The organism is Pseudomonas sp. CK-NBRI-02 (genome assembly GCF_008124495.1).
In the GTDB taxonomy this organism is placed as follows: domain Bacteria; phylum Pseudomonadota; class Gammaproteobacteria; order Pseudomonadales; family Pseudomonadaceae; genus Aquipseudomonas; species Aquipseudomonas guariconensis.
On the sequence record NZ_VSJH01000021.1, the window covers coordinates 40,345 to 54,808 of the forward strand.

Here is a 14,464-nt window from a genome sequence, read left to right on the forward strand (position 1 = left end):
CCCATGCCAGCCCCGATCGAAGACTACGCGTTAGTGGGCAACTGCCGCAGCGCCGCCTTGGTCAGCCGCGACGGCTCCCTGGATTGGCTGTGCGTCCCCCGTTTCGACGCCCCGGCGGTGTTCGCCGCGCTGTTGGGCAATGAAGAGAACGGCCGCTGGCGACTGGCGCCCAGCGACCTTGTCGAAACCGTCACCCGCCGCTACCTCGATGACACTTTGGTGCTCGAAACCACCTACACCACTGCCAGCGGCCGCGCCCGGGTCATCGATTGCATGCCCCTGGGCGAACACAACGCCGTGGTCCGCATCGTCGAAGGCTTGGCCGGCGAAAGCGCCTTCGAGATGGATCTGGTACTGCGTTTTGACTATGGGCGCAGCGTCCCTTGGGTAGAGAAGCTCGACCCGCACACCCTCAGTGCGGTCGCCGGCCCTGACCGGATGATCCTGCGCAGCACGGAGCCTGTGCACTCGCGCGACTATCACAGCGTCAGCCGCTTTCGCGTTCTGGCCGGTGAGCGCCAGGTGTTCAGCCTGCGTCACCAGCTCTCGCATCTGCCGCCACAACCGGACTTCGACGTCGACCAGGCCTTGGAAACAACCATCGCCCAGTGGCAGGCCTTCGCCGCCCGCTGTCCGGATGTCGGCCCTTGGACGCCCTTGGTCCGCCGTTCCTTGCTCACCCTCAAGGCCCTGACCTACGCCCCCACCGGTGGCATTGTCGCCGCCGCGACCACTTCCCTGCCCGAGCGTGTGGGTGGCGAACGCAACTGGGATTACCGCTACTGCTGGCTGCGCGATGCCACCATGACCCTGTTGGCGCTGATGAACCTCGGCTACTTCGATGAGGCCCAGGCCTGGCGGGAATGGCTGCTGCGTTCGGTCGCCGGCAATCCCGAGCAGATGCAGATCATGTACGGCCTGGCCGGTGAGCGCGACCTGCAAGAGTTCACCCTGCCGTGGCTGAGCGGTTACGAGCACTCCCGCCCCGTGCGTATCGGCAACGCCGCCTCGGGGCAGTTGCAGCTGGACATCTATGGCGAGCTCGCCGATGCCATGACCCAGGCCATCCGCGGTGGCCTGCCCCGGCATCCGCGCAGCTCGGCCATTGCCCGCGCGATCCTGCCGTACCTGGAGCGCATCTGGCGTGAGCCGGACGAAGGCATCTGGGAAGTGCGCGGCGGGCGGCAGCACTTCGTGCATTCCAAGGTCATGGCCTGGGTCGCCTTCGACCGCGCCGCAAGCCTGGCCGACACCACCGAGGAAGACCGCGAACGAGGCCGGCACTACCGCCAAGTGGCCGATCAGATCCACCGCGAAATCTGCGAACAGGGGCTCGACCCTACGCGCCAGTACTTCGTCCAGGCCTATGGCTCCCGGGAAGTGGACGCAAGCCTGTTGCAGATCGCCCTGACGGGCTTCCTGCCTGCAGACGATCCACGCTTTCTGCGCACCCTGGCGCAGATCGAGCAGCGTCTGCTGCGCAACGGCTTGCTGCTTCGCTACGACAGCGACCGCTGTAGCGACGGCCTGACGCCGGGGGAAGGGACGTTCCTGGTGTGTTCGTTCTGGCTGGCGGACGTGTACGTGTTGCTCGGGCGGCAGCAAGAAGCCCAGGCCTTGTATGAGCGACTGGTCGGGCTATGCAACGACGTGGGCCTGCTGGCCGAGCAGTACGACCCGGTGGGTAAGCGGATGCTGGGCAATTTCCCGCAGGCGTTCAGCCATATCGGGATCATCAATACGGCGTTGAATCTGCACCGGGCGCAGTGTCCGGTGCGGGATCGGGCGGAGTTTTCCGACGCCAGTGTCACCCCTGTGGAAGCGGGCTCAACCGCGATGGGCGCGCGTAGCGCGCCCAAATAGCCGGTGGTGCCCCATGGGGTTACCAGTCGTGCGTATAACTGGCCGTCAACACCATGCCGGGTGCTGGCAGATGGCTGGTGTTGTTGTTATTGCGCAACAACTGGCTGTAGAGCGGGTAGTAGTCGCGATTGAACAGGTTCTGGATGCCCACGCTCACCTTGTCGTCAGGGGAGACCTGGTACTGGCTGATCAGATCCACGGTCGTGTAGGTGTCGACCTGGTGCCGGCCGAAGCTGTCCATGCCATCGAGGCGATAGTCCTTGGAGTCGAAGAAGGTGGCTTGCAGTCGGTTGCTCCAGTCGAAATTCGGCTTGTACTGCAGGTAAGCGGTCAGTTTCAGCGGAGGAACGCGGTAGCCGGTCATGTCTTGCCAGTCTTTGCCGTCTGGCTTTTCTCGTCCTTGCATCCAGGTCGCGCTGCCGCCGGCGCCCCAGATCTCATCGTCCGACAGCCAGTCGGCGCTGGCTTCGACGCCATAGATGCGCTCTTTGGTCCGGGTCAGGATCAAGCCGTTGTTGAAGCTTTGCACATCGCCCAGCTTGGACGTGGTGTAGAACAACGCCAGGGTGCCTAGCGTGTTGCTGCCCAGTTCCCCTCGCCAGCCAAGCTCATAGTTGTTGGTTTTCACAGGTTCCAGGTTCGAGGCGCTCAGATCGAAACCACGGCGTGCGTTTCGCAGTTGGATACCCACATCAGGCAGCTGGAAGCCCTGGCTGAAGGAGGCATAGATCTCCTGGCCGAGCACTGGCGAATAGACGATGCCAAGGTTCGAAAGCACCGCATCGTAGTGGATCCGCCCCCCTTCGACTGCCACGGGCGAGGTGGCCCGGGATTCGGACAGTGGAACGAAGTCATCGAACTGGGCGGTGGAGTATTCGTATCGCAGCCCGCCGTCGATCGACCAGTGCTCGTCGAAACGATGCTGAAGTTGGGCGAACGCGCCTGCGCTTCGGGTCTTGAGCGGCGGCATGTAGGTGAGCTTGCCGATCTTGTCGAAGACAAGGCCACCACTGGCGTCATAAGCCGCGGGGTCGAATACATCCAGTGGCATGTCGCTGCGCTCCTGGTTGTAGTCGCCGCCCCAGACCAATTCGGTATTGCCACTTTGCCCGAGCGGGGTGCGCAAGGTCAGGCGGCTGCCGAACACTTCGCTGTTCTGCATCACCTGGTCCACGTTGCCGCCACGGGTGGCGACGGCGCGGGCGTCGAATGGCGTGAAGCGCGTGAAATAGTCCCGGTAGTACAGCTGGGCGGAAAGCCGGCTCGAGAGGATATCGAGATGCTCGTATTCCAGATTCACCAGGGTGTTGCGAATGCGGTTCTGCTCGTCCAGATCCAGTCCCTTGATCGCGTTGGCCGGTACCGAGCCTGCTGGCAGTTTGGCGACGCGTGGGTCGGTGGCGTAGTCGGTGTCCTGGCGCGCGTCGTAGTGGCTGACACCCAGCTGCACCCGTTGGTTTTCGTCGATGTGCAGGCCAAGCTTGCCGCCGATGTTATAGATGTTGGCGTCGAACAGGTCCCCCTGGCTGGGCTCAGGCGCAATGCGGTCGCCGTGGGCATCGTACGAAGCACCGATGTGGCGGGTGCCGAAATCGAAGGCATAGTCCACCGCGCCTTGGGAGCCTGCGACATACTGCTGGAACTGCCCGCCCAGGCCATCGCTGCCCAGCCTGGTGAGGGGCGAGGTGGCGCTCAGGCTGGTCTGCGCGCGGTTCTCGCCACCGGCAGGGCGGGTAGTGATGGAGATGATGCCGCCTGTGGCGCCGCTGCCATAAATGGCGCTGCTGCCGCGGATGACTTCGACCTGTTCGATCAGTGCCGGGTCGATGTTGGCCAGGTTGCGCGAGGAGTCGCGGTTGGTGTTGAGCGGTACGCCGTCGACCATGATCAACATGCTGCGCCCGCGCAAGGTCTGGCCGTATTCGGTGACGGTGCGGCTGGAGTCGGACATGCCAGGAATCGCCTTGGCCAGTACCGTGGCCAGGCTCTCGGAGCCTTGGCGTAGCGCCTGTAGCTGGTCGTGGTCGATCAGTGTCGATTGCCGAGTTGCCGAGACCAGGTCGCTGCGGGTACGCGAAGAGGTGATTTCCATCTGCGCCATTTCAACAGGTTCGCTGCGGGTGATCGGCGAGGGGGTGGCCTGGATTTGCTCGGAGGGGACGATGATGAAGGTATGCGCATCCTTGGCCTGTACCTGCAGCCCTGAGTGCTCGAGCAGTTTTTGCAGTGCTTGCTCTGGCGTGAATCGCCCCTTCAGCGCAGGCGCCTGTTGGCCTGCACCCAGGTCGCCTGCAAAGATGATCTGTACCGAGGATTGCTGTGCCAGGGTGTTGATGGCCTGGCCAAGCGGGGCGGCCGGCAGATCGATGTTCACCAGTTCCTGGCCTTGAGCCGATATCGCGATGAACAGGCTGCTGGCGAGTAACGACAAGCGTAGAGAGCGACCGCGCAAGGAAGAATGCACTTCTCGAGTTCCTTTGTAGTTGGCTTTTTCAACTAGCCGTCTGGGGAATCGAAAAACCCTACCTTCGCTTGAGTATTTATTTTCCGGGCGCCCGGCGTTCGACCTGGACGCTGCCGTCTTCCTGGCGCGACAGGGAAACAGGCAGGATGCTTGGGAGCAGATCCAGCAGCAGATCGACGTTGTGCGCCTGGAACACGCCAGTCACCTTGAGCGCCGCCAGGCTTGGGTCACCCAGCTCGATGGGCGCCGTTCGATAGTGGCGAAGCACGGCAACGGCCTCGTCCAGCGGTGTTTGCTCGAACACGATGCGATCATGTTTCCAGGCCATCGCCTTGGTCGCGTCAACCTTCGCTACCGTCGTGAGCTGTCCACCGATCGCATCGACCTGTTGCCCTGGCGCCAGGATGACCGGCGTTTGCACGGTTGCCGGTGTATCGACTTCCACACGGCCCCGCGCCAACGTCACCCGAACATTGTCGTCATCCAGTCGACGGACATTGAACAGTGTGCCAAGCACCTGGACCCTGGCCGAACCTGCCGACACCACGAAGGGGCGGTAAACGGCCGAAGACACCTCGAACAGGACCTGGCCGGCGCGAAGATCCACATCGCGACTGAACACACGCCAGCGGACATCGATAGCGCTGGCGCTGTCGAGCAGCAGTTCGCTGCCATCGGCAAGCGCAACAGCGCGCCGCTCGCCGACCGCAGTGGTGAATCGCTCTTGCTTGTAGGCAGGGTTCAACCAGCCCAGGGCACCGATGGCCAGCGCGGCCAACAGCATGAGCGCGGCGGCCTTGGCTGGTTTGCGCGCTGTCGGCTTGGCTGGCGGAACGGGAAACAGCCGCTTGAGGTCTTCACGATGCCGTCCAAGGGCCTCATCCAATCGCCCCTTGTCGGTGTCATGGGTCATGGATGCACCTCGTCACGTCCGAGCGTTGCCCTGCATGCGGCAAGCCCCAGGCGAAGATGCTTTTCCACTGTCTTGATGGAAATACCAAGGTGCTTTGCCACTTCTGCTTGAGGGATTTCGTGGATTTTATGCAGGACGAACACCGCCTGACAGCGCGCAGGCAGTGCGGCGATCGCATCGACGAGCAATTGAAACTCACGCTCGGCCTCGTATCGGTTCACGGGGGTGGCAGCGGTACAGGGGATCTCGGGCAGTTCGCTGGCGGCCTCCACCCAGGCGGCTCGACGGCGCTCGCCACGGTAGCGGCTGATGGCGGTGTCGTGGGAGATTTTGCGCAGCAGGGCGAGGGGGCTGCGGACTTCTTCCTTTTCGCCTCGCTCGAGCAACTGCACGCACACGTCATGCACCACGTCGCGCGCTGAGCTTTTGTCACCGAAGCGTCGGCGAATGTGCTCCACGAGCTCGTCGTAGTGCCGGACCAGTGTGGTCAGCAGCGTCGGTTTGGCGGGATCGAACGACACGATGCACCCAGGAAGAAAGCTTGCTTTCGAAGCGAGTGGGCGAGTGTAAATGAGAAATAATTGCGAATAAATACCATCTTTCACAATGGTAATCGTCGAACGAAGGCGGGGGTCGAGCTTGGTTGGAGCTTTGGCGCCACAAGGGACGCGTTGCGTCGTCCCCTGTGGGAGTGCCCAAGCGATCAATCGTGATGCTTGTGCTTCTTGTGCTTGTGTTTCTTGCCGGAGTTGTGGCTGTGATTGTGATCGTCATCGGCCATGCTGTTGCCGATGGCACTGCCCGCCGCGCCGCCCAGGCCGGCACCGATGGCGCCGCCGGTGGAGCCGCCAACCTTGTTGCCCAGCACCTGGCCACCTGCGGCGCCCAGGCCACCGCCGATGGCGGCTTCGGTTTTCTTGCCGTGCTTGGCCGACACCGCACCGCCTGCCGCGCCGCCAACGCCGGCGCCGATCGCGGCACCCGTACTACCACCAATGGCCTGACCGACCACACTCCCCAGAGCTCCGCCGACACCACCGCCGACCGCGGTGTTGGTGGTTTCGCCGGCGATGGCATACGAGCTGGCCATCAAGGTGAACAGTGCGATTACAGGAAATGACTTGCGCATGTTTTACAGATCTCAGGATGAATCACGAGCGCGAAGTCTGCGGCCCGGCGTGGGCACGGTCAACGAAAAACCGATGGGCTCTGGACTCAGGTCAAGCATTCGACGAGCACTATGGCCGTTGGTCGGGGCGTTTCATGTCAAGTGCCCGTCGCGCGTCATGTGATAACGCCGCAGGTCTTGCGCCAGGATCAGGTTGCCGCGGTAGTGTGCCAGGGCTTCCTGATGCACGTCTGCGATGGACGGGCTGCGCTGGGGGTTGGGCTGATAGCGGGCACTGAAGTGGGTGAGCACCAGATTCTTCACCCCCGCCTGTTCGGCGAACTGCGCCACCGCGGCGGCCGTGCTGTGGCCGAAGGTGGCCTGGGTGCGCTCGATCAGCGGTTGGGTGAAGGTCGCCTCGTGCACCAGCACATCCACGTCCTTTGCCACCTCGGCGAGCAGGCCTGGGGTGTCGTTGTCGCCACAGACGATGATGCGCCGGGCAGGGCGGGACGCGCGCAGGTATTCCTGAGGGTTGAGCCTGCGGCCGTCGTGTACGACCGGATTGCCATGGGCCAGCTCGCCCCACAAAGGACCCCGCGGGATCCCCTCGGCGTCCAGGCGCTGGATGTCCAGGCGTGGTTCGGGGTTGATTTCGGTGAACACAAAGCCGTGGCTGGGGACGCGGTGAGAAAGCGCCACGGTGCTCACCTGGATATTGTCGTTGTGCCAGGTGCCGAGTGCTTCCACCGCCAATAGGCGCAGTTCGAAGGTCAGGAAGGTCTGGCTGACCGCAAGGCTCAGGCGTATCCAGTCGTGCAGCGCCGCCGGTGTGATCAGATCCAGGGGCTCGGTGCGCCCGGACATGCCTGCGCTGGCCAGCAGGCCTGGGAGGCCGAAGCAGTGGTCGCCGTGGACGTGGGTGATGAACACGCCTCGCAGGTCGCGGATCGACAGCGAGGTATGGAGCAATTGGTGCTGGGTGGCTTCTCCGCAGTCGACCAGGTACCAATGGCTTCCAGTCGCTTCGATGACGGCGGTGCCGGTCACGTTGCGCGCCTTGGTGGGAACACCGGCTGAAGTGCCCAGAAACTGCAGATCCATGGGTGGGCTCCTTAGGGGGATAGCGGCATTTTCACGGGTGACCCTGCCGTGAGGCAAGCCGGTGGCCCGAGGATCGAAAAGATGCGTCCCACGCGCCGATCAGTAGGGTATTTCTGTAAGATTTAGTCTTCATTTTGCTTAGAGCTTTGGCTATGGACGTTCATTCGATTCTCGCCTTCACCGTGGTCGCCGCGATTGCCATTGCCAGCCCCGGGCCCGCCACCTTGATGGCCATCAATAACAGCCTGGCGCACGGACAGCGCAGCGCGGTGTGGTCCTCGATCGGCAATGCCAGTGGCCTGTTCTGCCTGTCCTCGGCCGCAATGCTTGGCCTGGGGGCGCTGCTGGCCAGTTCCGAATGGCTGTTCAACGCGGTGAAGATTCTCGGCGCGGGCTATCTGTTCTATCTGGGCGCCAGGCAGTTGCTCAAGAAAGGTCCGATGCTGGCGCAAGGCGTCGAAGCGAGTGCGCAGAAGGCCCGCCCCACACGCTGGAAACTCTACAAGTCCGCCTTCCTCACGGCGGTGACCAACCCCAAGGCGACGATGTTCTTCACGGCCTTGTTCCCACAGTTCATCGACCAACAAGCGGCACTGCTGCCGCAGTTCCTGATCCTCACTTCGATCTTCATGGCTTTGTCGCTGGTGTCGTTGAGCCTGTATGCCGCTCTCGCGTCGCGGGCCAAGGGAGTGCTGACCCGTCCTGCGTTGTCGCGGTGGGTCAGTCGGGTGGTGGGGTCAACGTTCATCGGTTTTGGCGCTGCCATCCTGACCATGCGCCGGCAGGCCGCGTGAGGCACCGAGCGGTGCTTTGCAGACGAAAAGGGGGGCGCTTGGCGCCCCATTTCGTTAACCCAACACTTTTCCGGCCACCTCATCCACGGCGGCCTTGGTGATGGCCACGATGCGCTCGGCATCCTGCTTGTCCAGCACCAGCGGTGGCGCAAAGCCGAGGATGTCGCCGTGGGGCATGGCTCGCGCGATCATGCCACGCTCCAGACAGGCCGCCGACACCTGCGGGCCGACCTTCAGGGCCGGGTCGAACGCAGTACGGGCATCACGGTCGGCCATGAACTCGACCGCGCACAGCATGCCATCGCCGCGCACTTCACCGACCAGCGGATGGCCTTCGAAGGTCTCGCGCATGCGCTGGTTGAGGTAGGCGCCGACCACGGCTGCATTGCCGGTCAGGTCTTCGCGCTCGAGGATGTCCAGGTTAGCCAGCGCCGCTGCCGCGCAGATCGGATGGCCGGAATAGGTCCAACCGTGGCCCATGGGGCCGGCCTTGCGCGAGCCTTCTTCGATCACGTTCCACACCTTCTCTCCGACGATCACCGCCGACAGCGGTGCATAGGCGCTGGTCAGGCCTTTGGCGGTGGTGATCAGGTCCGGGCGGATGCCGTAGCGCTGGCTGCCCATTTTGGAGCCCAGGCGGCCGAAGGCGCAGACCACTTCGTCGGCGATCAGCAACACGTCGTAGCGGTCCAGCACGGCCTGGATCGCCGTCCAGTAGCCCTTGGGCGGGACGATGATGCCGCCGGTGCCCATCAACGGCTCGCCGATGAAGGCTGCCACGGTCTCCGGGCCTTCGGCGAGAATCAGTTTCTCCAGCTCATCGGCGCAGTACTGCACGAAGGCTTGCTCGTCCATGCCGGCCGGGGCCTTGCGGTACCAGTGCGGGCAGACGGTGTGCTTGACGCCTTCGACCGGCAGGTCGAAGTGCTGGTGGAAGCTGGGCAGGCCGGTGAGGCTGCCGGTCATGATGCCCGATCCGTGGTAGCCACGATCACGGGAGATGATCTTCTTCTTGTTCGGGCGACCGAGGATGTTGTTGTAGTAGCGCACCAACTTGACTTGGGTCTCGTTGGCGTCGGAGCCGGAGAGGCCGTAATAGACCTTTTTCATGCCCGCCGGCGCCCAGTCGATGATCCGGCTGGAGAGCTCGATGATCGCCTCGGTCGAGTGGCCCACATACGTGTGGTAGTACGCCAGCTCCTTGGCTTGGCGGTGGATGGCGTCGGCCACCTCGGTGCGGCCGTAGCCGATGTTGACGCAGTACAGGCCGGCGAAGGCATCGATCAGTTCGCGCCCTTCGTGGTCGCGCAGGCGAATGCCTTCGGCGCCGGTGATGATCCGCCCCTTGAGTGCGCCGCTGGCATGGTCATGGGCGTGGGTCGAGGGGTGCATGAAGTGGGCGCGGTCTTGTTCGAACAGCTGGTTGTATTCTGGGTTCATGGCAAACACTCCTTAGAGTTGACCTTGATGGTGCAGGCAAAAGTATTTGGTTTCGACGAAAGGCTCGAAGCCTTCGCTGCCGCCTTCGCGGCCAAGGCCTGAGGCCTTCATACCGCCGAAGGGGATGGGGTGGCCGGTGAATTTCACGCCGTTGACCGCGACCATGGCGTGGTCCAGCCGTCGGATCAGCGGGTGGACCACGTCCAGGCGGTTGGAGCAGATGTAGGCGGCCAGCCCGTACTCGGTGTCGTTGGCCATCTCGATGGCCTGCTCCAGGGTGTCGAAGGGCATGACCCCGGCAATCGGTGCGAAGTTCTCTTCCTGGTAGATGCGCATGCCAGGGGTCACGTCGGCCAGCACCGTTGGCTGGTAGAACCAGCCGCCCAAGGCGTGGGTTTCACCGCCCACCAGGCGGCGGGCGCCTTGGGCGATGGCGTCGTCGACCCGTGCCACCGTGGCGTCGAACGCGCCCTGGTGCATCAGGGGGCCGACGTCGGCCGGGGTTTCCTGGCCGTCCACCATCGCCGGCCCTACCCGCAGCGCCCGCACCGCCTCGGCGAAGCGCGCCAGGAAGGCCTCGTACAGTGGGCGCTGGACCATGATTCGGTTGGCCGCGCAGCAGTCCTGCCCGGAGGTCTGGAACTTCGCGGCCACGGCCACCTTCACTGCCAGGTCCAGGTCGGCATCGGCGCAGACGATGAATGGCGCGTTGCCACCGAGCTCCAGGGCGACCTTCTTCACGTCTTGCGCCGCCGCCTGCAACACCAGCTTGCCGACCCGGGTGGAGCCGGTGAAGCTGACCGAGCGCACCCGTGGATCACGTACCAGGGTCTCCATCGTCATCTGCGGTTCGCCGATCACCACGTTGAACACCCCGGGCGCAAAGCCCGCCGCCTCGGCCAGCGCGGCCAAGGCCAGCGCCGAGTAGGGCGTCTCGTGGGCGGGCTTGACCACCACGGTGCAGCCTGCCGCCAGGGCGGCGGCGGCTTTGCGGGTGATCATCGCGCTGGGGAAGTTCCACGGGGTAAGCAGCGCGCACACGCCCACCGGCTCCTTTACCGTGCCCAGGTCTGCGCCGGGGATATGGCTGGGGATGGTCTGGCCATACAGGCGTCGGGCCTCTTCGGCGAACCAGGGAATGAAACTTGCGGCATAGGCGATCTCGCCGCGGGCCTCGGCCAGCGGTTTGCCTTGCTCCTGGCTGAGGATGCGCGCCAGGGCCTCCTGGTGTTCGATGATCAGTTCACCCCAGCGGCGCAGCAGGGTCGCACGTTCCTCAAGGCGCAGCTTGCGCCAGGGGCCGAAGGCACGCTGGGCGGCGTCCACCGCGGCGACGATCTGCTCGTGATCGAGCAGCGGCACATGGCCGATGGTCTGGCGGTTGCCGGGGTCGAGCACGGCGATGCTGTTGCCGCTGGTGCTGTGCACCCATTGGCCGTCGACGTAGCACAGGGATTTGAATGGGTATTCGTTCGACATGATGTTTCCCCTACCTCTCGTTGTCGTCGCGTGCGTGCCGTCTATGCCAGTACGTCCGCGATCACCGCCAGGGTGTCGCCGCACTGCACCAGTCCGGGAAAATGCCGGGCGGCCAGCAGGCCGTCGCGACGGGCGCGGTACTCCACCGGCGCGCTGCCGGTGCGGCGAATGTCGTGGATGCGGGCGATCACTTCGCCCTGGCTGACCTGTTCGCCCAGGTCGCGGCACATCTCCAGCAGGCCGTCGTGCTCGCTGGCGATGAAGCAGTCGCCATCGGGCATGTCGAGCATGATCGATTCGTCGGGCGTGACCTCGCCTTTCAGGATGCCGGCATGCACCAGCAGGTTGTGCACGCCACGTTCGGCCAGGGCCACGCTGCGCGCCGTGGCGGTGCCACCACCCCCCAGTTCGGTGGTGACGAACACCTTGCCCTGGGCCTCGGCAGCGGTGTCGTACATGGCCTGGGCATCGAGCTCGAGCATGCGCATGGCATAGGGCGCTGCGAACGCCCGCATGCCCGCTTCGCAGCGTGCCTGCTGGGCCTTGTCGGGCAGTACGTGGCAGGCGGCGAAGGGCAGAAAGTCCAGGGTGCGGCCACCGGAGTGGATGTCCAGCACCACATCGGCCATCGGCAGCAAGGTGCGTCGGAAGTAATCGGCGATTTTCTGTGTGACTGTGCCATCGGGCTTGCCCGGAAAGCTGCGGTTGAGGTTTCCCTGGTCGATCGGCGAGGTGCGGGTGCCGGCATGGAACGCCGGGGTGTTCATGAACGGCACGATGATCACCCGTCCGCTGACCTGGTCGGCGCGCAGCCGCTGGGCCAGCTTGCTGAGCGCCACAGGTCCTTCGTATTCGTCGCCATGGTTGCCGCCGGTGAGCAGCGCGGTCGGGCCGTCGCCGTGCTTGACCACGGTGATCGGAATCATCACCGCGCCCCAGGCCGAGTCGTCGCGCGAATGGGGCAGCTTGAGAAACCCGTGTTGCACGCCATCGCGGGTGAAGTCCACCGTGCTGCTGATCGGGTTGGCCACTTCGGTGTCTGTGAATGCGTTCATGGCATCAGTCCTTGACGAACAACTGGCGTGGCACGTCGCACAGGGTCTGGACCCCGGTCTCGGTGATCAGGATGCTTTCGGTGATCTCAAGCCCCCAGTCGTCCATCCACAGCCCTGGCATGAAATGGAAGGTCATGCCCGGTTGCAGCACGCTGGTGTCGCTGGGGCGCAGGCTCATGGTGCGCTCGCCCCAATCCGGCGGATAACTGAGGCCGATCGGGTAGCCGCACCGGCTGTCTTTGTGAATGCCGAACTTCTCCAGCACCTTGAAGAACGCCTTGGCGATGTCACCGGTAGTGTTGCCGGGGCGGGCGGCCTCAAGGCCGGCGGCGATGCCTTCGACCACGGCTTTCTCGCCTTCGAGAAAGTGCCGTGGCGGCTTGCCGAGGTACACCGTGCGCGACAGCGGGCAGTGGTAACGCTTGTAACAGCCAGCGATCTCGAAGAAGGTCCCGGCGCCTTTGACGAACGGGGAGTCGTCCCAGGTCAGGTGCGGGGCGCTGGCGTCGGCGCCGGTCGGTAGCAAAGGCACGATGGCCGGGTAATCCCCACCATGGCCGTCCACACCGAGAATGCCGCTGCTGTAGATCTCGGCCACCAGCTCATTCTTGCGCATGCCTGGTTCGATGCGTTCGAGGATGCGCGCATGCATCTTCTCGACGATGCGTGCGGCGATGCGCATGTACTCGATTTCCTGCGGGGACTTCACCGCCCGCTGCCAGTTGACCAGCCCGGCGGCATCGCTGAAGGTCGCCTGGGGCAAATGGCGGCACAGGGCCTGGTAGGCAGCGGCGCTGAAGTAGTAGTTGTCCATCTCCACGCCGATGTTGAGCGCGCCCCAGCCCTTGGCCAGGATCACTTCCTGGCACAGGTAGTCCATCGGGTGACGCTCGCGCGACTGCACGTAAATGTCCGGGTAGCCGACGATGTTGTCGTGGTCCATGAATACCGTGCGCTTGGCGCCGTTGGCGTCCTGGCCGCGGCCGAACCAGATCGGTTCGCCTTCCTGCGCCAGCAACACGCACTGATGGACGTAGAACGACCAGCCGTCATAGCCGGTTAGCCAGGCCATGTTCGACGGATCGGTGACCAGCAACAGGTCCAGGCCCTGCGCCTGCATGGCGGCGCGGGTCTTGGCCAGGCGCTGGGCGTATTCCTGCCGGCTGAATGGCAGGTTGACCACTGACTGAGACATTGCAATGCCCTCTGATGAGTGGGGTGGGTTCAGCTGTTGAATGCCAGGCCTTTGCCGGCAGCGCGGGCGCGCTCGAAGGCGAGGTTGGCGATGGCAGTGTCCTGGGCGCCGGTGCCGGTCAGGTCGCACAAGGTGATCTGAGCGGCGCTGAGGCGACCTGGCTGTTGGCCGGCGATGACCTGGCCGAGCTCGCAGAAGCGGCTTTCGTCTTTCACCACCCCAGCGCGCAGGGCGTGGTGCAGCTCGCCGAGCAACCGGGTCTGGCCAAGGCGGTCGGCGACATAGCGCTCCACCTGGGCCACCACTTGCGGTGCGATCTCGTTCTTGTGCTCGGCATCCGAGCCCATGGCGGTGATGTGCAGGCCGGGTTTCAGGTGCCTGGGATGGATCAACGGCTCGCGGCTTGGCGTGCAGGTGATGGCAATGTCCGCGCCGTGCATGGCCTGGTCGACACTGTCGCAGACTGCGACCTGCAAGTGGCCGTCGCGTCCCAGCTCATCGCCCAGCGCCGCGGCCTTTGCTGCATCGCGTGCCCACAGCTGCACCCGCTCGATCGGGCGTACCAGGCGCAGCGCCTGCAACTGCAGGCGAGCCTGTTCGCCGCTGCCGATCAGGGCCGCGCAGCGGCTGTCTTCGCGGGCCAGCCAGCGCGCCGCCACCGCGCCGGCGGCAGCGGTGCGCACGGCGGTGAGGTAGCCGTTGTCCAGCAACAGCGCATCGAGCAGGCCGGTGCGGGCTGAAAGCAGCATCATCATGCCGTTGAGGCTGGGCAGGCCAAGGCTGGGGTTGTCGAAGAACCCCGGGCTGACCTTGATCGCGAATCGCTCGATGCCCGGCAGGTAGGCGGTTTTCACGTCCACCTCGCCGTTGTGCTCCGGCACGTCCAGCCGAAGAATCGGCGGCATGGCCACCTTGGCCGTGGCCAGCAGGGCGAATGCCTGCTCGACAGTATCGATCGCAGCGTGGTCGAGGGTGATGCAGTCTCGCAGGTCGGCTTCGTTGAGCAAGGTGATGGCCGGCATCGGTGAACCTCCAGTGAGCGAAAAAAA

Annotated in this window: 12 protein-coding genes; 2 read left to right on the plus strand and 10 right to left on the minus strand. The window is 64.4% G+C overall.

Annotated elements, in window-relative coordinates:
• Nucleotides 1-3: 3 nt before the first annotated feature.
• A complete protein-coding gene (locus DQ397_RS15060) occupies nt 4-1,863 on the plus strand; it encodes a glycoside hydrolase family 15 protein (RefSeq protein ID WP_080642109.1) in 1,860 nt (619 codons plus the stop codon).
• Between the two features lie 19 nt (nt 1,864-1,882).
• Here DQ397_RS15060 and DQ397_RS15065 read toward each other — a convergent pair whose 3' ends face one another.
• The 5 genes from DQ397_RS15065 to DQ397_RS15085 form a co-directional block, all read right to left on the minus strand.
• Entirely contained in the window at nt 1,883-4,327 is a 2,445-nt protein-coding gene (locus tag DQ397_RS15065; protein WP_043212042.1) for a TonB-dependent receptor, read from the minus strand.
• 76 nt (nt 4,328-4,403) lie between these two features.
• Nucleotides 4,404-5,240 carry a FecR family protein gene (locus DQ397_RS15070; RefSeq protein WP_043212040.1) on the minus strand — a complete coding sequence of 279 codons (837 nt, stop codon included), beginning with the start codon at nt 5,238-5,240 and terminating at the stop codon, nt 4,404-4,406.
• Nucleotides 5,237-5,761 carry an RNA polymerase sigma factor gene (locus DQ397_RS15075; protein ID WP_043212039.1) on the minus strand — a complete coding sequence of 175 codons (525 nt, stop codon included), beginning with the start codon at nt 5,759-5,761 and terminating at the stop codon, nt 5,237-5,239. The genes DQ397_RS15070 and DQ397_RS15075 overlap by 4 nt, the downstream gene beginning before the upstream one ends.
• A gap of 182 nt (nt 5,762-5,943) precedes the next feature.
• Nucleotides 5,944-6,369, minus strand: coding sequence for a glycine zipper domain-containing protein (locus DQ397_RS15080; RefSeq protein ID WP_043212037.1), 426 nt, complete (start codon nt 6,367-6,369; stop codon nt 5,944-5,946).
• 132 nt (nt 6,370-6,501) lie between these two features.
• Nucleotides 6,502-7,452, minus strand: a complete 951-nt coding sequence (locus tag DQ397_RS15085; RefSeq protein WP_043212036.1) for a ribonuclease Z — start codon at nt 7,450-7,452, stop codon at nt 6,502-6,504.
• 152 nt (nt 7,453-7,604) lie between these two features.
• On the opposite strand from DQ397_RS15085, the gene DQ397_RS15090 reads away from it, so the two are divergent.
• On the plus strand, nt 7,605-8,246 hold the full coding sequence (locus DQ397_RS15090; RefSeq protein WP_043212034.1) for a LysE family translocator: 642 nt from the start codon (nt 7,605-7,607) through the stop codon (nt 8,244-8,246).
• Between the two features lie 54 nt (nt 8,247-8,300).
• On the opposite strand, the gene DQ397_RS15095 is transcribed toward DQ397_RS15090, so the two are convergent.
• Genes DQ397_RS15095 through eutC form a run of 5 tightly spaced genes read right to left on the minus strand, consistent with a single transcriptional unit; the run spans nt 8,301 to nt 14,437 of the window.
• Entirely contained in the window at nt 8,301-9,686 is a 1,386-nt protein-coding gene (locus DQ397_RS15095; RefSeq protein ID WP_043212033.1) for an aspartate aminotransferase family protein, read from the minus strand.
• Nucleotides 9,687-9,698: 12 nt separating this feature from the next.
• Complete coding sequence (locus DQ397_RS15100) at nt 9,699-11,165, minus strand: NAD-dependent succinate-semialdehyde dehydrogenase (protein WP_043212031.1); 1,467 nt, start codon at nt 11,163-11,165, stop codon at nt 9,699-9,701.
• A gap of 41 nt (nt 11,166-11,206) precedes the next feature.
• Nucleotides 11,207-12,220, minus strand: a complete 1,014-nt coding sequence (doeB, locus tag DQ397_RS15105) for a N(2)-acetyl-L-2,4-diaminobutanoate deacetylase DoeB (protein ID WP_043212028.1) — start codon at nt 12,218-12,220, stop codon at nt 11,207-11,209.
• Between the two features lie 4 nt (nt 12,221-12,224).
• Nucleotides 12,225-13,415 (minus strand): ectoine hydrolase DoeA, encoded by a 1,191-nt coding sequence (gene doeA, locus DQ397_RS15110; protein ID WP_043212026.1) that lies wholly within the window; start codon nt 13,413-13,415, stop codon nt 12,225-12,227.
• Nucleotides 13,416-13,444: 29 nt separating this feature from the next.
• Complete coding sequence (gene eutC, locus DQ397_RS15115) at nt 13,445-14,437, minus strand: ectoine utilization protein EutC (protein ID WP_090344465.1); 993 nt, start codon at nt 14,435-14,437, stop codon at nt 13,445-13,447.
• Nucleotides 14,438-14,464 lie beyond the last annotated feature (27 nt).

What these genes read in the sequence shown, in the direction of transcription:
- DQ397_RS15060 (WP_080642109.1), top strand. Translation starts at nt 4, where the DNA reads ATGCCAGCCCCGATCGAAGACTACGCGTTAGTGGGCAACTGCCGCAGC.
- DQ397_RS15070 (WP_043212040.1), bottom strand. Translation starts at nt 5,240, where the DNA reads ATGACCCATGACACCGACAAGGGGCGATTGGATGAGGCCCTTGGACGG.
- DQ397_RS15080 (WP_043212037.1), bottom strand. Translation starts at nt 6,369, where the DNA reads ATGCGCAAGTCATTTCCTGTAATCGCACTGTTCACCTTGATGGCCAGC.
- DQ397_RS15085 (WP_043212036.1), bottom strand. Translation starts at nt 7,452, where the DNA reads ATGGATCTGCAGTTTCTGGGCACTTCAGCCGGTGTTCCCACCAAGGCG.
- DQ397_RS15090 (WP_043212034.1), top strand. Translation starts at nt 7,605, where the DNA reads ATGGACGTTCATTCGATTCTCGCCTTCACCGTGGTCGCCGCGATTGCC.
- DQ397_RS15095 (WP_043212033.1), bottom strand. Translation starts at nt 9,686, where the DNA reads ATGAACCCAGAATACAACCAGCTGTTCGAACAAGACCGCGCCCACTTC.
- DQ397_RS15100 (WP_043212031.1), bottom strand. Translation starts at nt 11,165, where the DNA reads ATGTCGAACGAATACCCATTCAAATCCCTGTGCTACGTCGACGGCCAA.
- doeB (WP_043212028.1), bottom strand. Translation starts at nt 12,220, where the DNA reads ATGAACGCATTCACAGACACCGAAGTGGCCAACCCGATCAGCAGCACG.
- doeA (WP_043212026.1), bottom strand. Translation starts at nt 13,415, where the DNA reads ATGTCTCAGTCAGTGGTCAACCTGCCATTCAGCCGGCAGGAATACGCC.
- eutC (WP_090344465.1), bottom strand. Translation starts at nt 14,437, where the DNA reads ATGCCGGCCATCACCTTGCTCAACGAAGCCGACCTGCGAGACTGCATC.